This is a genomic window from Bacillus sp. SIMBA_005 (genome assembly GCF_046535585.1).
In the GTDB taxonomy this organism is placed as follows: Bacteria; Bacillota; Bacilli; order Bacillales; family Bacillaceae; genus Bacillus; species Bacillus pumilus.
The window spans coordinates 285,900-306,052 of the sequence record NZ_JAWRWI010000001.1 but is presented as its reverse complement, the minus strand read 5'-3'; the positions used below and the strand labels follow the sequence as shown (position 1 = coordinate 306,052).

At 41.9% G+C, this 20,153-nt stretch carries 23 protein-coding genes and 1 other annotated feature; all 23 genes read right to left on the bottom strand.

Annotated features, from left to right (window positions below; translation table 11 throughout):
• Positions 1-40 precede the first annotated feature (40 nt).
• The 23 genes from SB660_RS01680 to spoIIGA all read right to left on the bottom strand — a co-directional run bounded on the left by SB660_RS01680 (position 41) and on the right by spoIIGA (position 20,068).
• Positions 41-1,369, bottom strand: coding sequence for a solute carrier family 23 protein (locus SB660_RS01680; RefSeq protein ID WP_180309037.1), 1,329 nt, complete (start codon positions 1,367-1,369; stop codon positions 41-43).
• 154 nt (positions 1,370-1,523) lie between these two features.
• Positions 1,524-2,066 carry a bifunctional pyr operon transcriptional regulator/uracil phosphoribosyltransferase PyrR gene (gene pyrR, locus SB660_RS01675; protein ID WP_012009892.1) on the bottom strand — a complete coding sequence of 181 codons (543 nt, stop codon included), beginning with the start codon at positions 2,064-2,066 and terminating at the stop codon, positions 1,524-1,526.
• Positions 2,067-2,236: 170 nt separating this feature from the next.
• The gene (locus tag SB660_RS01670) at positions 2,237-3,151 is read right to left on the bottom strand and encodes an RluA family pseudouridine synthase (RefSeq protein WP_144462091.1); all 915 of its coding nucleotides are present in this window, start codon (positions 3,149-3,151) and stop codon (positions 2,237-2,239) included.
• Positions 3,148-3,615, bottom strand: coding sequence for a signal peptidase II (gene lspA / locus SB660_RS01665; RefSeq protein ID WP_012009890.1), 468 nt, complete (start codon positions 3,613-3,615; stop codon positions 3,148-3,150). Before lspA ends, SB660_RS01670 begins: the two co-directional genes overlap by 4 nt.
• Before the next feature lie 94 nt (positions 3,616-3,709).
• Entirely contained in the window at positions 3,710-4,084 is a 375-nt protein-coding gene (locus tag SB660_RS01660) for a TraR/DksA family transcriptional regulator (RefSeq protein WP_058014042.1), read from the bottom strand.
• A gap of 160 nt (positions 4,085-4,244) precedes the next feature.
• Positions 4,245-7,010, bottom strand: a complete 2,766-nt coding sequence (ileS, locus tag SB660_RS01655; RefSeq protein WP_410581059.1) for an isoleucine--tRNA ligase — start codon at positions 7,008-7,010, stop codon at positions 4,245-4,247.
• 59 nt (positions 7,011-7,069) lie between these two features.
• Positions 7,070-7,307 (bottom strand) — a binding site (T-box leader).
• A gap of 59 nt (positions 7,308-7,366) precedes the next feature.
• Complete coding sequence (locus SB660_RS01650) at positions 7,367-7,861, bottom strand: DivIVA domain-containing protein (protein ID WP_003211323.1); 495 nt, start codon at positions 7,859-7,861, stop codon at positions 7,367-7,369.
• A gap of 26 nt (positions 7,862-7,887) precedes the next feature.
• Positions 7,888-8,664 (bottom strand): YlmH family RNA-binding protein, encoded by a 777-nt coding sequence (locus SB660_RS01645; protein ID WP_169056480.1) that lies wholly within the window; start codon positions 8,662-8,664, stop codon positions 7,888-7,890.
• 53 nt (positions 8,665-8,717) lie between these two features.
• A complete protein-coding gene (locus SB660_RS01640; RefSeq protein WP_058014045.1) occupies positions 8,718-8,999 on the bottom strand; it encodes a YggT family protein in 282 nt (93 codons plus the stop codon).
• A gap of 6 nt (positions 9,000-9,005) precedes the next feature.
• Positions 9,006-9,464 carry a cell division protein SepF gene (gene sepF / locus SB660_RS01635; protein ID WP_003212271.1) on the bottom strand — a complete coding sequence of 153 codons (459 nt, stop codon included), beginning with the start codon at positions 9,462-9,464 and terminating at the stop codon, positions 9,006-9,008.
• 1 nt (position 9,465) lies between these two features.
• The gene (locus SB660_RS01630) at positions 9,466-10,155 is read right to left on the bottom strand and encodes a YggS family pyridoxal phosphate-dependent enzyme (RefSeq protein WP_180309039.1); all 690 of its coding nucleotides are present in this window, start codon (positions 10,153-10,155) and stop codon (positions 9,466-9,468) included.
• A 6-nt stretch (positions 10,156-10,161) separates the two neighbouring features.
• Positions 10,162-11,001: a peptidoglycan editing factor PgeF gene (pgeF, locus tag SB660_RS01625; protein ID WP_180309040.1), complete on the bottom strand. Its 840-nt coding sequence runs from the start codon at positions 10,999-11,001 to the stop codon at positions 10,162-10,164.
• Between the two features lie 236 nt (positions 11,002-11,237).
• Positions 11,238-11,474 carry a YlmC/YmxH family sporulation protein gene (locus SB660_RS01620; RefSeq protein WP_008344958.1) on the bottom strand — a complete coding sequence of 79 codons (237 nt, stop codon included), beginning with the start codon at positions 11,472-11,474 and terminating at the stop codon, positions 11,238-11,240.
• A gap of 79 nt (positions 11,475-11,553) precedes the next feature.
• The gene (locus tag SB660_RS01615) at positions 11,554-12,330 is read right to left on the bottom strand and encodes an ABC transporter ATP-binding protein (protein WP_180309041.1); all 777 of its coding nucleotides are present in this window, start codon (positions 12,328-12,330) and stop codon (positions 11,554-11,556) included.
• 129 nt (positions 12,331-12,459) lie between these two features.
• On the bottom strand, positions 12,460-12,816 hold the full coding sequence (locus SB660_RS01610; protein WP_007499733.1) for a PTS glucitol/sorbitol transporter subunit IIA: 357 nt from the start codon (positions 12,814-12,816) through the stop codon (positions 12,460-12,462).
• A 26-nt stretch (positions 12,817-12,842) separates the two neighbouring features.
• Positions 12,843-13,853: a PTS glucitol/sorbitol transporter subunit IIB gene (gene srlE, locus SB660_RS01605; RefSeq protein ID WP_061407741.1), complete on the bottom strand. Its 1,011-nt coding sequence runs from the start codon at positions 13,851-13,853 to the stop codon at positions 12,843-12,845.
• Between the two features lie 13 nt (positions 13,854-13,866).
• Positions 13,867-14,397, bottom strand: a complete 531-nt coding sequence (gene srlA / locus SB660_RS01600; protein WP_003210918.1) for a PTS glucitol/sorbitol transporter subunit IIC — start codon at positions 14,395-14,397, stop codon at positions 13,867-13,869.
• Positions 14,398-14,415: 18 nt separating this feature from the next.
• Entirely contained in the window at positions 14,416-14,847 is a 432-nt protein-coding gene (locus SB660_RS01595) for a transcriptional regulator GutM (RefSeq protein WP_180309042.1), read from the bottom strand.
• Between the two features lie 12 nt (positions 14,848-14,859).
• Complete coding sequence (locus SB660_RS01590; RefSeq protein ID WP_180309043.1) at positions 14,860-16,104, bottom strand: NAD(P)H-dependent oxidoreductase; 1,245 nt, start codon at positions 16,102-16,104, stop codon at positions 14,860-14,862.
• A 243-nt stretch (positions 16,105-16,347) separates the two neighbouring features.
• The gene (locus tag SB660_RS01585) at positions 16,348-17,286 is read right to left on the bottom strand and encodes a sugar-binding transcriptional regulator (RefSeq protein WP_180309044.1); all 939 of its coding nucleotides are present in this window, start codon (positions 17,284-17,286) and stop codon (positions 16,348-16,350) included.
• A 151-nt stretch (positions 17,287-17,437) separates the two neighbouring features.
• Positions 17,438-18,217 (bottom strand): RNA polymerase sporulation sigma factor SigG, encoded by a 780-nt coding sequence (gene sigG, locus SB660_RS01580; RefSeq protein WP_003211879.1) that lies wholly within the window; start codon positions 18,215-18,217, stop codon positions 17,438-17,440.
• Positions 18,218-18,360: 143 nt separating this feature from the next.
• Complete coding sequence (gene sigE / locus SB660_RS01575; protein WP_007499746.1) at positions 18,361-19,080, bottom strand: RNA polymerase sporulation sigma factor SigE; 720 nt, start codon at positions 19,078-19,080, stop codon at positions 18,361-18,363.
• 58 nt (positions 19,081-19,138) lie between these two features.
• On the bottom strand, positions 19,139-20,068 hold the full coding sequence (gene spoIIGA, locus SB660_RS01570) for a sigma-E processing peptidase SpoIIGA (RefSeq protein ID WP_180309045.1): 930 nt from the start codon (positions 20,066-20,068) through the stop codon (positions 19,139-19,141).
• Between the last annotated feature and the right edge of the window lie 85 nt (positions 20,069-20,153).

Here is a 20,153-nt window from a genome sequence, read left to right as displayed (position 1 = left end):
ACATTCGTGCATTCTGCTCATTTTAGAACCCTTGTCAGCCTCACTGGACTTCTTTTAAAAGGTTTTCTGTATTCGATTCATTTGACTCGTCATCGGCCGCTTTTTGCTGCGGCAGGATCAGATTCAACAGGACACCCGTGATGGCAGCAAGCGCCATTCCAGATAGTGTGAGGTTGATTTGTTTCACCTCAATGAATGCCCCGCCAATTCCGATGACTAAGATGACTGATGCGATAATGAGATTCCGCTTTTCTTCAAAATTCACTTTATGATCAATCAGGATTCTCAGACCGCTTGAGGCAATGATCCCAAAGAGCAGGAACGAAACGCCTCCCATGACCGCAGACGGTACTGTACTGATTAATGCTGAGATTTTTCCGACAAAGCCGAAGCAGATTGCAAATACTGCTGCTCCGCCGATGACGAAGATACTGAACACTCTTGTGATGGCGAGGACGCCGATGTTCTCTCCATACGTTGTTGTTGGTGGTCCGCCAATGAGTGAAGCGAAGATTGTCGCCGCACTGTCTCCTAAAATGGAGCGGTGAAGACCAGGTTTTTTAATGAAATCTTGCCCTACAACTTTACTTAACACCACTTGGTGGCCGATATGCTCAGACATTGTCACAAAGGCAACCGGCACCATCACGGTGAGAATGCTTAATGTCACAGCAGGTGTGTAATTGACAAATGGTACGACGAAGTCTGGTACAGCAAACCATTTTGCATCAATGACCGGCTGAAAGTTCACAATACCTTGTGTTAAGGCAAAGAGATAGCCGCTGATAATGCCGATTAATACTGGAATTAAGCTTAGGAAACCTCTTAGGAAAATCATGCTGATAATCGTGACAGCCAGTGTGAAACCCGCGACCGTTAAGTGCTTAAGGCTGTATACAAGCTCGGTTGCATTCGGATCAACATACATCGCCATGTTAACAGCTGTTCCAGCGAGTCCGAGCCCGATGACCATAATGACCGGTCCTACGACGACTGGCGGCAGAAGCTTCATCAGCCAACCTGTGCCGAGCCATTTAATAAATAGTGCAATGAGTGCATAAGCGACACCCGCCATGAAGGCACCAACCATTGCGGCTCCAGGGCCGCCTGTTGCTTTGACATTCAGTATGGGGGCGATAAAGGCAAAGGACGATCCAAGATACGCCGGAATTTGGCCTCTTGTGATAATTAAGTAAACAATGGTTCCAACACCACTTGAGATGAGCGCGACGGCTGGACTCATATCGATGATTTTTGGTACTAGAATGGTCGCACCAAACATGGCAAACAAATGCTGCAGGCTAAGTGACAGCCATGTGAATGGTTTTGGGATATCTCTAATGCCTAAATTGGCTTTTTGCTGACTCATGATTTTTCCTCCTAGATGTGTCCTTCTTCATTAAAAAAGCCTCTTTGCGAGTATGCGCAAAGAGGCCTAGAAAAACCGTACACGTCATGTTAGCCGTGCTCGGTGTCTCTGTTATTGCCCTCTTTGCAAACTCTCTGGAATGCATTTAAAAAGGTTATTTTTCATATATAGCGACAAGGTCGTTTTGATCTACTTCATTCAGTTGAACCATCACTGTCTCTGCTTTTGATGTCGGAATGTTCTTCCCGATATAATCCGCTCGAATCGGCAGCTCCCGGTGTCCCCGGTCGACGAGAACAGCAAGCTGAATGGAAGATGGTCTTCCTACATCCACTAGGGCATCCATAGCTGCTCTAACAGTTCTGCCTGTAAACAGGACATCATCAACGACGATTAGTGTTTTGTCATTAATGTCAGCTGGAATGTCTGCACCCTTTACAAGCGGGTCTTGGTTGTCTGTCTTTTTTGTCAGGTCATCACGGTATAGCGTAATATCAAGTTCACCCACTATGACTGGATTTCCTTCAATTTGCTCGATGCGCTCTGCAAGGCGCTTTGCAAGATGAATGCCTCTTGTCTTGATCCCCGCAAGGATGACATCTTTCATCCCTTTGTTGCGCTCAATCATTTCATGTGCAATTCGGGTCAGCGCTCGTCTAATCGCTTGTTCATCAAGAATGACTGCTTTTTGTTCCATCTTTCACACCTCTTTTTGACAAATAAAAAGCCCCTTCTGCAAAGGGCAGAGAGGGGCGTTCATTTGTGCATACACGTGCACAAATTGATCCGTTATCCTTCTCAGCCTCTCTGGACTGTTTTAAAGAATCTTCATTTCTTCGTTCATTATTTCAAAAAAAGAACGGCCTGTCAATCGTTATTTCTTAATGAATCGATAAAAGCTTGCATATCGGCAGGAACTGGTGCTGTGAACTCGATATATTCGCCAGTTCTTGGATGATCAAATCCTAAAACACCTGCATGCAGCAGCTGACCATTGAAATCGACTGTCTTTCTCGGACCATATTTCGGATCTCCTGCAAGCGGATAACCGATATATTTCATATGAACACGAATCTGGTGTGTCCTTCCTGTTTCAAGTCGGCACTCCACCACCGTGAAGTCCTCAAAACGTTCAATCACATCAAAGTGAGTGACGGCTTGTTTAGAACTTTCTTTTGTCACTGTCATGCTTTGGCGGTCTTTTTTGTCTCTGCCAATTGGGGCATCAATTGTACCTGTATCATGCTGGATAATACCATGGACAACGGCTGTATATTTTCTTGTGACAGTCTTAGCCACAAGCTGATTGACGAGTGATTCATGCGCCATATCGTTTTTTGCGACCATTAACAGCCCAGATGTGTCTTTATCTATACGGTGGACAATGCCAGGACGCATCACTCCATTAATCCCTGATAAATCTGTGCAATGGGCCATTAGACCATTTACTAGTGTTCCTGACACATGACCTGGCGCTGGATGAACGACCATTCCTCGTGGTTTATTCACGACTAGCACATCTGCATCCTCATAATAAATATCAAGATCCATTGCTTCTGCTTCTACATCTAGTGCTTCTGGTTCTGGAATCTCGACTTTAATCTGATCTCCAGCTTGTACTTTGTAATTGGCTTTCACTTGCTTCCCATTTACTTCGATCAGCCCATCTTTTACCCACTGCTGGACCTGAGTTCTTGACCATTCTGGTTCTGTCGTGCTTAGAAATTTATCAAGCCGTTCACTTGTTTGTTCTTCTGAAACGGCAATATTTACTTGATTCATGTAGTTGACTCCTTCGTTTTCTTTCCATCTAACAGCATTTGAATGAAGAGCAGAATAACCCCTACACATAGAGAAGAATCTGCAATATTAAAGATTGGGTAGTGATAATTCCCAAAGACGAAATGAGCAAAATCTACCACTTCCTGACGGAAAACGCGGTCGATAAAGTTCCCAATCGCTCCGCCAAGCATTAAGGCCAGCGCAACTCCAAGCAGCTTGTCCTTTTGTCCATGCTTTTGCAAATAATAAACAATTCCCGCAATAACAACGAGTGTGATCACATAGAAAAACCACATTTGTCCTTGAAGAATTCCCCATGCGGCGCCTGAATTTCGGTGTGACGTGATATAAAAGAAGCCATCAATCACTGGATAAGAATCTCCGAGCATCATATTTTTGACAATGAGCCATTTTGTTAATTGATCTAAACAAATCATCACGAATGCGATTATGTAATAGAACACACACGTTCCTCCACTTTCATACTTTGATCTTTAAGCATTTTATCAAGAAAACAGGGAGGAGTAAAGAAACTTTAGTTGACAGACAAAAACCTCCCTACATATGGAAGGCTTCAAAATGAGAATCATCTGATTCATGAGGATAAGGAGTGAATGCTTTTTTCTCGTATTGCTTATGATATAAAAAGTCGTCAGCCGTGCGGGCGGTAGGAAGAATACTCATTTGTTCAAGCGGAATGATATCACCTGTTGCCTCACATATACCATAAGTTCCTTGCTCCATTTTTGCAATAGCGAGAGACACATCTTGAAGTTCTTCTTTGATGTGATAAAGAAGCGTGGCCGTTTGGACCTCGTTCATTGAGACATGCTCAGCGGATGAACGAAATGATGCGTATTCAAACAGTTTAGCTTGAAGCTCTTCTTTCATTTGAAGGAGTTCCGTGTAAATCGTCTCTAGATCGCCATTCATGTCGCTATTTCAACTCCTGCCCTGTCGTGATAATCATATTGTTGCCCCGGCTGTCCACTTTAAAGCCATAAGATTTTTCCTTTCGTTCTAAACGCTGTCATTTCTGCAAAAAAGAAAACGCCCCGCATATGGCGGGGCGCTAGTTGGTCATATCACACTGTTAATTCTGGTAATATTTTTCCACGATTTCAGCATTTTTCAGTGACAATGTTGGGTATTTCGGGTTTGCACCAACATCTTTTGAAATAATACGAGAACGTTCGCACAGTTCTCCTTCTGCTTTTTGAACCACAATTCGTCCTGAAGTGTATTCAGGTGCTGATGTGTCAGCATTTTGCGCATCTTCTACCGTTAATTCAGAGATGATAAAGAGCTGCTTCACATCTTCTTTAATGGATGCAAGAAGGTTTTTCACTTCTTCTGTCGCATAAAGGGTCACACTTGCTTCAAGAGAACGTCCGATAACTTTCTCATTACGTGCAATTTCGAGCGCTTTTAGCACATCGTCACGCACTTCCATAAAGCTGTCAAACTTCGCTTCTGTCGCTTCCGCTTGAGAAACAGCCACACCTTCTGGCATATCTGTTAACTGAACACTTGGCTCTTCAACAAAGCTTAAATGGCTCCATAATTCATCTGCTGTATGCGGAAGAATTGGTGCAGTCAGCTTCACTAACGCCATTAATGTTTCGTAGAAGACCGTCTGCATGCTGCGGCGGTCAGGATGATCCGCATGCTCGATATACACGACATCCTTTGCAAAGTCGAGATAGAAAGAGCTGAGCTCAATTGTACAGAAATTGTGAATCGCATGATACACGACCGCAAATTCGTAATCATCATAAGCCTTTTTCACTTTATCAATCAATTTGTTTAATTTGATCAAGATATATTGATCCACTTCGCGAAGCTCTTCTACAGGTACTGCATTGACTGCTGGATCAAAGTCAAATAGGTTACCATGCAGGAAGCGGAACGTGTTACGAATTTTACGGTAGACCTCTGCTACTTGTTTTAAGATATCATCAGACACCGGGTGATCGGCTTGATAGTTGACAGAAGATACCCAAAGTCTTAGAATCTCCGCCCCAAGCTGCTTCGCTACCTTTGTTGGGTCAATTGTATTGCCTAATGATTTACTCATCTTGCGTCCTTCTTTATCAAGCGTAAAGCCGTGGCTGAGAACACCTTTATACGGTGCTTTTCCAGTGACCGCAACTGCTGTTGATAAGGAAGAGTTAAACCAGCCGCGATATTGGTCAGAGCCTTCAAGGTAAAGGTCTGCCGGACGAACAAGATCATCTCTTTCTTCTAAAACAGCTTGATGAGAAGAACCAGAATCAAACCATACATCCATGATGTCCTGCTCTTTTGTGAATTCACCGTTTGGACTGCCTGGATGTGTAAAGCCTTCTGGCAATAGTTCTTTCGCTTCTTTTTCAAACCAAATATTAGAGCCATGTTCTCTAAATAATTGAGAGACGTGCTGAATGGTTTCATCTGTGATGATCGGCTCCCCATTTTCTGCATAAAAGACCGGAATTGGAACGCCCCATACACGCTGTCTTGAAATGCACCAGTCGCCTCTGTCACGCACCATATTGAATAGGCGCGTTTCGCCCCATGCTGGAACCCATTTCGTTTCTTTAATATTGTCTAATAGCGCTTCTCTGAAGTCTTTAATCGAAGCAAACCACTGAGCGGTTGCACGATAAATCGTTGGCTTTTTCGTTCTCCAGTCATGCGGGTAGGAGTGCGTGATAAAGTCGAGCTTTTTCAGCGCGCCTTTTGCTTCAAGCTGTTCTGTGATGGCTTTATTGGCATCCTCGTAAAATAGACCTTCAAAACCAGGCGCTTCTTCTGTCATAACACCTTTTTCGTCTACTGGACATAGTACGTCAAGACCGTACTTCATGCTGACAATAAAGTCATCTTCCCCGTGACCTGGTGCTGTATGAACACAGCCTGTTCCTGCATCCGTTGTCACGTGGTCACCAAGCATCACAAGTGAATCTCTGCCATAGATCGGATGCTCTGCAACGACGTTATCTAATTCTTTTCCTTTTAATGTTTTCACGACTTCATACTCTTCAAAGCCAAGCGTTTTTGCCACTTGTTCAACAAGCTCAGATGCGACAACATATCGCTCAGCACCTACTTGAAGAACACTGTACTCTAGGTTTGGATGAACACAAATACCAAGGTTTGCAGGAAGTGTCCAAGGTGTTGTTGTCCAGATGATGAATTGTTCGCCGTTTTCAAGTACGCCTTTTCCATCTTTCACTTTAAATGAAACGTAAATGGATGGTGAACGTTTGTCTTTATATTCAATTTCCGCTTCAGCAAGAGCTGACTCACTTGAAGGAGACCAGTTAACAGGCTTTAGTCCTTTGTAAATATAGCCTCTCTTCGCCATTTCTCCGAAGACAAGAATTTGCTGCGCTTCATACTCAGGCTTTAACGTGACATATGGATTGTCCCAGTCTGCTCTGACGCCTAATCGCTTAAATTGATTGCGCTGACCCTCGATTTGCTTCCATGCATACTCCTCGCATAGTTTGCGGAATTCAGCTGTCGACATTTCTTTACGTTTGACTTTTTTATTTTTAGTGAGTGCTGTTTCAATTGGTAAGCCGTGTGTATCCCAGCCCGGTACGTACGGTGCATGGAATCCATTCATTGATTTAAAACGGACAATAAAATCTTTAAGGATTTTATTGAGGGCGTGCCCCATATGAATGTCACCATTCGCATAAGGAGGTCCATCATGCAAAATAAAGGTCGGGCGTCCTTTTGTCCGCTCTAAAACCATTTGATAGATGTCTTTTTCTGCCCACTCCTCTTGGATTTCAGGCTCTTTGTTCGGCAAGTTCCCTCTCATTGGGAATTCTGTTTTCGGCATTAATAAGGTGTCTTTGTAGTTCATACCCATTCCTCCATATGCAAATTCTGATTAAAAAACAATAAAAAAAGCCCTCTCATCCCATAAGGGACGAGAAGGCTTGTCTCGCGGTACCACCCTTTTAGACAAGCGCTATTTAATCAGCCGCTTATCCACTCTAAAATCGTAACGTGATCAGACGCCTTTTCTTACTGGTCATTTCAGAAAAGGAACTAAAGGGGTGATCTCATTGCAGCATCTCGTAATGTCAGGCTTCCACCATCCCTGATTCGCTTTATTACGCATATGACAACTGCGAGTGTCCCTTTCAAACGTTTATCTCTTGTTAATTTATGATGGTATTATATGCAACTTGTACATGTCATGTCAAGATGATGAGCTTATTCTTTTTCGTCAAAGACAGCGTCAACTTCATATTCCAGTAAATGATCCCAATCGTCATTTTTTAGAAGATCAAGCTGAGCTTCGATGAGCATTTGGAAGCGGGTTCTAAAGACTTTCGACTGCTTCTTGAGCTCTTCGATTTCCATCGCAATCTTTCTTGATTTTGATAGCGCTTCGTTGATAATACGATCGGCATTTTTCTCCGCTTCACGAATAATCAATTTCGCTTCTTTATCAGAATGACGTTTGACGTCTTCTGCCGCTTCCTGCGCCACAAGAATTGATTTGTTTAACGTTTCTTCAATTGTCGCAAAATGGCCTAATCTTTCATCAAGCTCGTTTACTTTTTCTTCGAGTTCATTCTTTTTGCGAAGCACGATTTCATAATCTTTACGTACTTGGCTTAAAAACTCGTTTACTTCATCTTCGTCATAGCCGCGAAAGCTTTTTGTGAACGTTTTATTATGAATATCATTAGGTGTTAATGGCAACCTCGCCACCTCCAGATTCAAGTTCGTTATGTCAGAAGCTCAAATGTTACTTTAAATTTATCTTTTTTGGTCTTCCCATCAATCGTTTTGAGGCTAAAGCGGCCAAATCCCCTGACAGAGAGCTGATCGCCTTCACCGATTGTAAAAGAAGGGTCCTCAGTGACTTTCCAGTTAACTTTGACAAGCCCATTTTTGACCAACAGCTGTGCCTTTTGCCGAGACTGACGGCTGATTGCAGCACATACCGCATCAAGCCGCAGTGAAGAAATCGTATCTTCCTTGATGTCAGTCTTGCTCTTAACCGGCTTTAAATCTGCCTGCGTGATTTCCTCTAATGAGACGGAGGCTCTGCCGACATGCGTCAGCTGCGCCCGAACAAAATCAGCGACATCACTCGTACAAATAAACTGCACATCTTCCTCAGAAAATAACAGATCTCCAAATTTTTGACGCTTCAAGCCTGTCCCAATCAGTGAACCAAGGAGCTTCGGGTGTTCTAGCGAAATAAACTTTTTCGCATAGTTCACCTGAAAATAAGACAGTTCAGCATCCTGAGTAGCCGGTTCTAGATATTCAGGATAAATGAGCGCTCTTTTGCGCTCCGCTCCTTCATACCCGCCAAAAAACATGATTCCAAGCTCATCAGCATGCTGGATGACGGATTGGGTAATAAACTGTTCACGCGGATCAAGAAAGTCTGTTAATTTCATTCGATACTGGTCGAGTGCGATTTTTTTCCAGCCTAACACTTGGTCAACAAATGGCTGTTCGTCTTTTCTAAAATGTTGATAAATATCGCTCATTTTGTTCCCCTCTTATGTAAAAGAGCCTGGCAGCGCCAAGCCCGGCAGCCTGTCTACATGAAGCGTACAATCATATTGTAAAGACCAGTTAGTCCATATGATGATGCAAAACGAATCACAAGCAATGCCACAATTGGCGAAATGTCAATCATGCCAATTGGCGGAATAATTTTACGAAATGGTTCTAAATACGGTTCGCAAATATTTGTCAGAAAACGCCCAATTGCTGTTTCTCTTGCAGATGGCACCCATGACATAAAGATGTAAATAATAATCGCGAATGAGTAAATCGTTAATACCGTTCCTAAAAAATTAAAAATCAAATTTAGAATCACTATGATTTACCACCTCTGAGGTTCTTCCTCTGTCAAAAGTTCTGATATTGTGCCAGATACATCTACATTATCAGGTGTGCAGAGGAATATATTCGAGCCAATACGCTGGATGTCTCCACCGATTGCATAAACAGTTCCGCTTAAGAAGTCGATGATTCGCTTTGCTTGATCGTGCTGAATGCGCTGCAAATTGACGACGACTGCACGTCTGTTTTTAATATGGTCTGCAATCTCCTGCGCTTCTGCATAAACACGCGGCTCACTTAACACCACTTTAGAGGATTTCTGCACGCTTTGCAAGCTGACGACATTTTGTTTCCCAGTCTGCGGACGCTCTTGAAATGCCGCTTTGTCCTTCGTTCCTTTTTCTTCTTGGACTGGTTCTCTTTCTTCATCAATATATTCGTACTCATACTCTTCATCGTCGAGAGTGAAAAAGCTTTTAAACTTATTTTTTATGCTCATGTCACGCACCTCCTGTTTCATTTCCAACAAGTGAAGAGCCAATCCGAACGAATGTCGCACCTTCTTCAATTGCGATTTCAAAATCATTTGACATGCCCATCGATAAATGCTGACAAGGTGCATTTACTTGGTTAAGATGTTTTACTTCTTCTTGAAGGTTTTTTAATGTTTTAAAGCAGTTTCGTATCACAGTGTGATCGTCTGTAAATGGAGCCATTGTCATCAGTCCAGCAATTTCAATTTTTTTGAAATTAGCGAGCTGCTTGACAAATGGAATCACGTCTTCACTTTGCAGGCCGCGCTTTGACTCCTCCAGTGATGTATTCACTTGTACAAAACAGCGAACCGTGTGATCCGCTCTTTTTTCAATTTCATTCGCAAGAGAGATCCTGTCGAGCGAATGTAAGTAGTCAATGGTCTGAATGACAGATTTTACTTTTCGTGTTTGTAAACTGCCGATGAAGTGCCAGCTAATGCTTTCATCGGTTATAGCCGCTTGTTTTTCAAGTAACCCTTGGTCACGATTTTCACCAAAATGCAAAATTCCTGCTTCCTTGGCTTCTTGTGCTCGTTCAATTGAGACATATTTTGTGACAGCGACGACTGATACATCGTCTGGATTTCGACCGGCTCTTTTACATGCTTCGTTTATTTGTTCATTTATTTGTCTGAGATTCTCTCGTACATTCAATTGCTCTTATGCCTCCTTAAACCCGACAAAAGACATCATACGTCCTGTTTTCCCTTGATCACGCCGGTGTGAAAAAAATAGCTGATCATTGCAGCTTGTGCACATCGAACTGACATGTATGTTTTCTTCTATCATCCCTGCATGAAGCAATACGTTTTTGTTTAATGTTTTTAAGTCTAATTTATATTGTCCTTGTGATATCTCGGAATACACATCCACTGTAGAAAAGGGAAGCTGTTTCACTTGATTCAAGACCACATCATCAACTATGTAGCAGCAGCTGCCAATGGATGGTCCAATGACGACTTGTATTTGATCGGTCTTAGCACCTTCTTGATTGACCCATAGATCTACCATCTTTGCACCAATTTGCTTGACGGTTCCTTTCCATCCGGCATGGGCTGTTCCGATGAGTCCATGTTGCGGAGCTAGAAAATAAAGCGGAACACAATCGGCGAAACAAAGAGCGAGCATGATGTTCGGTTCAGACGTATATAAGCCGTCTGTTCCAGGCAGTGCCTCATGATAATGAAGACTTCCTCTTCCTCTTTGCTCCTTGGTGACTTTCTTGATGCGGTCCTCGTGTGTTTGATCTGCAAACACCCAATCAGAGAGCGGCACAGCAGTAGCATCTGCTATTACTTGACGATTCATTTGGACACTAGAAGCATCATCTCCTACATGGAGTCCAGTGTTCAATGATTGATATGGAGAAAGGCTGAAGCCGCCATTTTTTGTCGTAAATCCGGCCAATACCTCTTTACCAGAACATGTCATGTTCGTCCAATCATGAATCATCATTGCATCAGGTGATTTCTGCTGAAAGGGGTCATAATTGTGTGTCAAAGCTGCCTACCACCTTTCATTCATCTCTCTTTATATCGCTCCTATTTTACCACAAGACATGCGTAGACAGTTAGTGGGATTCATTAAATATTACACTCAAATGTGCCCTTTCTACAGGTTTTTTTGCAAATTGATATGAAAACGTAATCTTTTTACCCGAAAAAGACATTGTTTGCTGAGAATGGAGAGCTTATGTTAAGGATCATTGAATGATTCATTGAGGAGTTATACGAATTTTAAGAAGACAATCGGACAAGTATCACATCTTCGCCAATTTTTACTATATTTCGCCACGGCACAATCATTTCCTCTTCTTTTCCGAAAAATCCCATCATTTTACCTGTGCCGCCGATAATGATTGCTTGTATTTTACCGCTCGTAACATTGATATCAATGTCCCCAATGGTGCCTAGTTTTTTTCCGCTTGACACATCGACAACATCCTTGATTTGGAATTCAGAAATACTGATCATCTGTCCTTCCCCGCCTTTCGTTTTCTACTATAATATGTATGATGGAAAAGCAGGGACGCAGACCAATAGTTTCTTTTATCTACAATTTACTTAAGTGAGGACGGCCATTTCTCCACATCACATCTACCGGGCATTCAAAGAAGGAAGAAAGCAAGTCGCTTGTCATCATCTCTTTTGTTTTCCCTTGATCAAAAACAGACCCCTCTTTTAATAATAGGGTGTGCTGAAAAACAGGCAAAATCTCTTCTGCATGATGGGTCGTGTAAAGCAAAGTAGGCGCATCAGGCTTTGAAGCAATGAATGAGATGGTCTCTAGCACCTGTTCTCTTGCTAAAAAATCAAGACCCGTCACAGGCTCATCTAAAATCAGGAGCTTAGGATCATTCATTAAAGCCCTCGCAATCAGGACTTTCTGCTTTTCTCCTTGTGAGAGTGTTTCATATGTCCGGTTCGCATATTTGAACGAACCAAATGCTTTTAATAGATCAATGGCTTTCTCTCTTATCTCATCTGTCGGGGTTTCATAAAGCCCGATGGAGGCAAATGCCCCGCTGAGAACAATTTCAAATGCATTGTCGTCTCTGTGCAGTTTCTTTTCAAGTCCCGCAGAAATGAGGCCAATTTTCTTCCTGAGCTTTTCGCCAAGAGCCTCCTTGCCAAAGACATGTCCCAGCACCGTCATCTCACCTGATGTAGGGAAATAATATGAGCAGAGCATATTTAATAAAGCGGTTTTCCCCGCACCATTTAAACCATAAAGCACCCAGTGCTCCTCTTTGTTCACCTGCCAGTCAACAGACTGAAGCAACCATTTTCCATTTCGTTTTAAAGAAACATTCTTTAATTCAAGTGACACCATCGTTTCCTCCTGAGTAAAAATTCTGAATAAACAAATAATGAATGTTTACAGCATATCGCAATTGCTCTTTCTGGTAAACCTCATATAAAAAAGCTGCTCCTTTTGAGGAACAGCTTTTCTTTAACGTTACGAAATTTCAATTCGTACGCCTTCTTTTATATCAGGAAACGTGTGCGGAGATGCAAAGACAGCTCCCGGTAATACATCATCAAACGGCTCTTGGAAGTAAATCGAAATATGGCCGAGCTCTTTAAAGTTGTCATTTGCTTTATTGCCGAGGGCTGTAATCGTGTACGTTTGATCACCCACTTGAATGGTACCGCCCAGTTTCAACGGCTCTTCTTCTAAATGTTCGAACTCATGAATGACGGACATATCTCTTAATTCCTGCGGCGCTGCGGGTCCAAATAAAACAATCAGCTTATCTTCTTTAAATTGCGGGACTAAAATCCCGATTTCTTTTACGACAGATTGTGTGACCATGTATCTCGATTCCTCCTTTAATACGTTTAATACATACCAAAGCTGGCAGCGTATGCGATCACAACAGATAGAACCCCTGTAATGAGACGGCTATACAAAACAGCTGGTACTCCATATTGTACCGTTTCCGGCTTCGCTTCACCAAGTGATAGACCAACTGGAATGAAATCACACCCTACTTGACCGTTGATGGCAAATAGTGCAGGAAGTGCAAATTGAGGCGGGATATTCCCTAGTGCAATTTGACTACCAATGAGAACACCAATTACTTGTGCAATGACTGCACCAGGTCCTAAGACAGGTGATAGGAATGGCAATGTACAAACCACAACGAGCAGTAAGAGTCCCCATATAGATCCTGCCAGTGGTGATAGAAAATGGGCAATCAAGTCACCAATTTTTGTATAATTAATAATTCCAATTAACATACTGACAAATGCCATGAATGGAATAATGTTTTTCAAAAGCATATCAACGGAATCACGACCAGCCTGATAGAACGTACCGGTGACTTTCCCAATTCCTCTTGAGAACCTCATCAAGAAATTCCCTTTTTCCTGACGCTCGAGATTTTCCTCTTTCAGTTTTGAATAGGTTTCTTTGAAATTCTCTTTGTCAATCGGCTCACTGTTATCCTGACCTTCTACTGTTGCCTCACCACTTGATGCATCCGCAAAGGAAATATCTTTTTCTGTGACGCCTGATACGAAGATATCCTCTGTAATATGTTTTGCAAGCGGTCCAGAAGGAGAGGATGCCAAAACGTCTACAGTTGGAATGCGCTTCATTGGATAAAGTCCGATTCGCGCGGTTCCTCCGCAGTCAATGACAACACACATCATTTCATCTTCTGGTATCGAGTTTTTAAAGCCATCACATGCTTCTGTCCCTGTCATTTCTGCAATTTTACGTGCAACTGGGTGAATGCCTCCCCCTGTAATGGAAACAACCTTTCTTTTTTTACCGGTTGGTTCAAGCTCCAAGCCTTGTCCCCATCCGCCAGCACCTTTTGCTACAAATACTTTGTGGTTTGTCATGTCTAACCCTCCCCTATTGTGAATTCGCTTTCATTTTTCCTGCTAAGTACTTTGTAATCCATTCAGTAATAATACCGCGAAGTAAAATGACGACGATCCCGACTAAGAAGTACCGAACAGCAAGCTCTGACATAGAGTACCCTGCTTCTTTAATCCCGTTCGCAATCCCTAAGTAGACAAACAGTTCTCCTGCGTTGGCATATGGGAACAGTGATGTCACCGGATGAACAAATGAAACAGCTGAATCATAGAATGCTGGTTTTTGTTTTTCGGGTAAGAATCGGCCAAACGTATAAGCCATTGGGTTTGTCAAAATAAGAACGGATAAGATCGGCATTAACGTGTAGCGCAAAATGGTATATTTCGCAGCAAACTGAATTGCTCTATTCACTCGCTCTTCTCCAATAAACTTCATGACAGCATAAGTGAAAGTAAGTAACACAACAAGCGTTGGAACGATACCTGTAACAAGACCCATGAATTGCTTTCCGCCGGCTTCAAACATTCCGATAAAGTGCTCTCCAAACCATTGAATCCATTCCATGTTTCATCTCCCCTTTCTTTAGTTCACATTTGTTATATTTTTTTTCGAAATCGAGACAAGTGCCTGTTCAGCTGCCATGGAAAGTGCGTGCATGACAGCTGGCCCCTTTTTGCGTTTTTTCAACGTCTGCTTCATTATATGGTGCTCGTCTAACACTGCCCCTACATGCTTTCCTTCATATGAAGGGACTTCTTTAAACTTAGATAAGATCGACACACCGCCAAGCACATGGCATTTTTGAATGATATACGATTCATCCACAATGATGAGCGCAATGGCACCAGGGCCAACTTTGCGCCGCTCCATCCCTGAAAATAAGTGATAGCCTTGCTTCCCTCTGTAATCATCAATAAGTGAATCCATGCTCTTGCGGTAGTACTTGATTTGAATAAAAGATAACCCATACTGCACAATGAGAATGATACAAAGTACGATCGCTAATTTTTCCACAGCTTCACGCCCTTATGATTGAAATAAATGATCTTGTAATGAACGCAGCTTCCAGACCGTTGTGTTTGAATCAAGCTCTACATCATCGTGAGTGAGGAATTGTCCTAATTTGATGTCTTTTTTCGCTACGACTTTTCCGCTAATTAAGCCAATTGGAATGTGGCCGTTCGTTTTCATGTCTTGATGTGTTTCAAGAACACCTCTTACTGAGTATCCACCAATTCCGTCAAGTGATTCTCCAGCTTTAATATCTCTTTTCGCCACAGCGACTGTTTCTGATACTGGTACACCAATTGGGTGAATAGATGAATCATGCTGTAAGATCGCTTTTGCGATGGTAACAGGTGTTTCAAGACTCGCTAAGTGGAAAGGACGGTAAAGTGTGTAGTGTGGGCCTTTTCCAACTTTTAAGTAGCGCAGCTCTTCATCTACTGGCTCAAGGTCACTCTTCACGATGACAAATACACCTGGTGCAAGTCCATTTACATATTCAACGACTCCGAAGTTATCGAGCACGCCGCCTTGCTGTTTTTGATTCAATTTATCTGCAACATTTTCTAAATTCGCTTCGACTCCATGCATACCGACTTTATCTGGCAGAAGCCCTGTCGCGTTACTTAATAAGTTCATTTCCGCCATTGTTTTTGTTCCGTCTTGGAATGCAGCCAGCATATGTGCACTCATATGTTTACTATCTGCTTCTGCTTTACACGTATCTGGATTTGCTTCTGGGAAGAATGGGTTGTTCTTTCCTTTCCCAGCAACGAGTACTTCAAGCCCCATTGTTTTCGCAAATTCATATAATTCTAGTGTTGCTGCTGGTTCATCTCCAGCTGATCCTGAGTAAACAAGTCCTGCATTTGTGAACAACTTATGCATGACCAATCCGATGGTAATATCAACTTCTACATTTAAAAGAACAAGATGTTTTTTTGAATTAAGCGCTTCCAAAGAAATGTTTGCTCCGACCTCTGGGACTCCTGTTGCATCTACGACAACTTCCACGGAATCTGATTGAATCACTTCTCTGTAATCATTTGTGACAACCATGTGATGCGGCTTTGCATGCTGCTTGTAAAAATTCGCTGCCTTCTCTGCTGCACTAAGGTGGATATCACAAACACCAGCAACAATCATGCCTGGAATTTTAGAAATTTGTGAAATGAGTCCAAAACCCATTTGGCCTGCCCCAATAATCCCTACTTTGATTGGATCTCCACTACGTTCTCGCGCTAACAATTGTTGATAGATTGACATCTAAATCATCCTTTCAGGTTTTCTTGCTTCTCAATAGATTGCTAGAAATATAATCTGAAACTTTTAACAAATGTTATAAAAATTAACAAAAATCTGCTTCTTGTAACATTTGTTATTTTATTTATCATTTGTTATGAACTTAGTTTATATGATGTGTCAACTTTGTGTCAAGATAAAATCGATAAAATTTTCAATCTTTTTGAGTCTAAAGACTCAAAAAAACTACCTAATATCATTAGGTAGTTACTTTAATAAGGCATCTCCAGTTCGTTCATCGGTAATTAATACATGAATTAATCCACCTGCTAATGCCGCCCGAATTGCTTCAATTTTCTCTTCGCCGCCAGCGACACCTATGACAAGCGGAATTTCTTTCAGCTTTTGCGGGCTTATCCCCATCACCCGGTCGTTCCATGGGTGGGGATATACTTCCCCTTGATGATCAATAAAGTTATAGCAAATGTCACCTGCTACATCCTTTGCTTGAAGGATGTCCTCTTCGCCGCTTGTCATATAAGATTTCACCATCGTTGAATGCTGCGGAACACCACCAATTCCGACAACCGCGATATTTGATGATTCTCCTAGTTCAATCACTTTTTTGATCGACGGCTGCCGGATCAGGACATCTTTCGCTTCTTTCGTATCAAGCATGACGGGTACATGTAAAAACTCACATTTAGATTTGAGTGCCTCTGTGCATCTCGCAATAATATAGTTGGCGTGGATATCGACATCTTCATTTCCCACACCTCCGACAAGCGGAACAAATGTCACGGATGGATAGTGCTGAACAGACGTAAGCGTTTTCGCCATTTCATGCAGCGTTGTCCCTGAGGAAAACCCGATGACTTGTCCATCTTTCATCACTTTTAATAAAAAACTTGCCGCCGCGGATCCGATTCGGCTTTTGGTTGTGTCTTTGCTGAGTGTTTCCACACACACGACTTCTCGCAGCCCATATTTGCGTTCTATTTTTCTTTCTAACGATCCATACTGTTGGTTGACTTCATCATGAATAATGATTTCCACGATTCCTGCTTCACGTGCTTTTGCCAAATATTTCGATATGAGCGAACGACTAACCCCAACCGCTTCTGCGATGTTAGATTGAGTGGCGCCTTCTTCATAATACATATGCGCAACCTTAATGAGCAGCCTTCTTTCATCATGGAATGTCATAATAACCCTTCTTTCCGCTTAAGTGTTCCCTAACAAATGCTATCTAAAATAACATTTGTTAAAAACAGATTAAATGAAAAAAATAACAGAGTCAATACTAGAGGCGTGTTCTCTCATAAGAATGAAAAAAGCCGCACATGAAGCGGCGGCTTTAAAAGATGTTTTTATTCATTTGTTTAATGGCTGCTTTTTCAAGCCTTGAGACTTGTGCTTGAGAAATCCCGATCTCCTCAGCAACTTCCATTTGCGTTTTTCCCTGGAAGAAGCGTTTGCGAAGAATCATTTTTTCCCTGTCGTTCAATCTGCGCATGCCCTCTTTTAAGGCCAATTCTTCCACCCATTGTGTGTCTTTGTTCCGTTCATCACTAATTTGATCCATCACATAAATCGGATCTCCTCCGTCATTATAGATCGGTTCAAACAAAGATACAGGATCTTGAATCGCATCTAGGGCAAAAACAATTTCCTCATGAGGCACTTCCAGCACTTTGGCAATGTCTTCTGCAGTTGGCTCCTTGCTTGTCTCACTAATCAGCCTCTCACGGACCTGAAGTGCCTTATAGGCAATATCTCTTAGTGAGCGAGACACCCGAATCGGGTTGTTATCACGCAAGTATCGACGGATTTCTCCTATGATCATAGGAACCGCATAAGTTGAAAATCTGACATTGTGGCTTAAATCAAAATTATCAATTGATTTCATTAATCCGATACAGCCTACTTGGAAGAGATCGTCGACATATTCGCCTCTGTTGTTAAAACGCTGAATCACACTTAAAACCAACCGTAAATTGCCATTGACTAGCTTTTCTCTTGCTGTATCGTCACCCTCATCTTGCAGCTGTCTGAACAATTTTCTCATCTCGTCGTTTTTCAGAACAGGCAGCTTGGAGGTGTCGACTCCGCAGATTTCCACTTTATTTCTGGACACTTTTTTCCCTCCCTACAGGAGCTGTTGTACAAAGTTCAGTATCTCCTTGGGATGGAAAAATATGCACGAGCGATGACGAGAATCATGAGAAAAAAGGTTATTTCCTTTGACAGTGCAGGGACAGAGCTTTCCAAAAAAATTTTTTAGACCATTTTATTAAATTCTTTTTGTAATCGTTTAATGATTCGTTTTTCAAGCCTCGAAATATAAGACTGGGAAATCCCAAGCATGTCAGCGACATCTTTTTGGGTTTTTTCCTCACCGCCAACTAAGCCAAATCTTAGTTCCATGATTTGCTTTTCGCGGTCATTTAATTGCTCTAGCGCTTTTTTCAGCAATTTTTTATCTACATTTGCTTCGATATCCCGCGTGATAATATCATCATCTGTTCCAAGTACGTCTGATAAAAGCAGTTCATTTCCGTCCCAATCAATGTTGAGCGGCTCATCAAACGAAACTTCTGACCGAATTTTATTATTTCGGCGCAAGTACATCAAAATCTCATTTTCAATACATCTCGAAGCATATGTTGCCAGCTTGATCTTTTTTTCTGGGTTAAATGTATTGACTGCTTTGATCAGACCAATGGTTCCGATACTAATTAAATCCTCAATATTAATACCAGTGTTTTCAAATTTTCTTGCGATGTAAACGACTAAACGCAAATTTCTTTCAATCAGAATCGCTCTTGCGGTTTGATCTCCCTTTGGTAATTTGACAAGCAGCTCCTGCTCTTCATCCTTTGATAATGGAGGCGGCAGCGCTTCACTTCCACCAATATAATAAATTTCATCACTCTTTAGACCTAGCTTCATGAGGAGTTTATACCAGTAGTAAGTGAGTTTAAATTTTAATTTTTTCATCTTCTTCTCCCTTCTAAATGTCAAGTTGACCTCGTAAGATAAAAGACATCACCAAAAACTACGACACCCCTTGGATGATTTTCCCGTCTAACATATCTGGATGAATGATGGATTGAAATTTCTGATCTGCCGATAAACCGCTCAGACTCAACCCTACAAAACACTTAGCAGGCTGAATCATATGCGTCTTTGAATAAATGAAGACTGTATCTGGTTTTAGGCATAGCAGAAAGCCGTGATCATGACCGACTGCTCGATATGGAACAAGTCTTAATCGATCAAGAAGAGGAAATTGATCATCGATCTTTTGCATGACTTCAACAGGATGAGACTGTTTCATGAGCTCTATAAATGACTCTCCGCAAATGGCTGTTAGCTGGTCAGCCTGAACAATCATGACCGGTGTTTTTGTCATAGGATCATACAGCTGATTGCCAGAATCAACGAGTCCCTTTAAACGAATGGTTTCTCCGTGAATGTGTAGTTCCACAAGCACTTGTTCATCATACTGTCTTTTTTTCGTACCAACCTCTCCTAATCTTTTCTTTGAAAACAGCCAAATCGCAGGAAACCCAGTTAAAACAAAAAGCCAGCTAATCGGATCACCAAAGCCATCATTTTGTGAAATCAGCAGACCATTTTGAATCATTGTATTGGTTTGCAAAAATGAATGAACCCCGATCATGCCTCCTCCCATCAAAAAAGTTACAAAGTAAAAAGCAAACAGATTTTGAAAAAAGGAACGAAATCTTTGAAAACCAAAGGTTGCAAGAACGATGAAGATAGAAAAAAGTAGTTTGCCTAAAGGGTGTGACACAACCATTGCAAATGGTGTAAAGAGCAAGAGAACAATGCTCGATCCAATGAGAGCTCCTAACATATATCGCCTTTTTTTTACTTGTCGTTTGAGAATAAATGCAGTGAGTAAGAGAAGCAATAGATCAAAACAAAAGTTTAACAGCCAAATCACATCTAAATAAATGACCACCTTCTGCTCCTTTCATCTGAAACAAAGAATCAAAAGCAGTACTTGCACTTGTTTGTACCAGTATAAAACAGTCATGACATGGAAG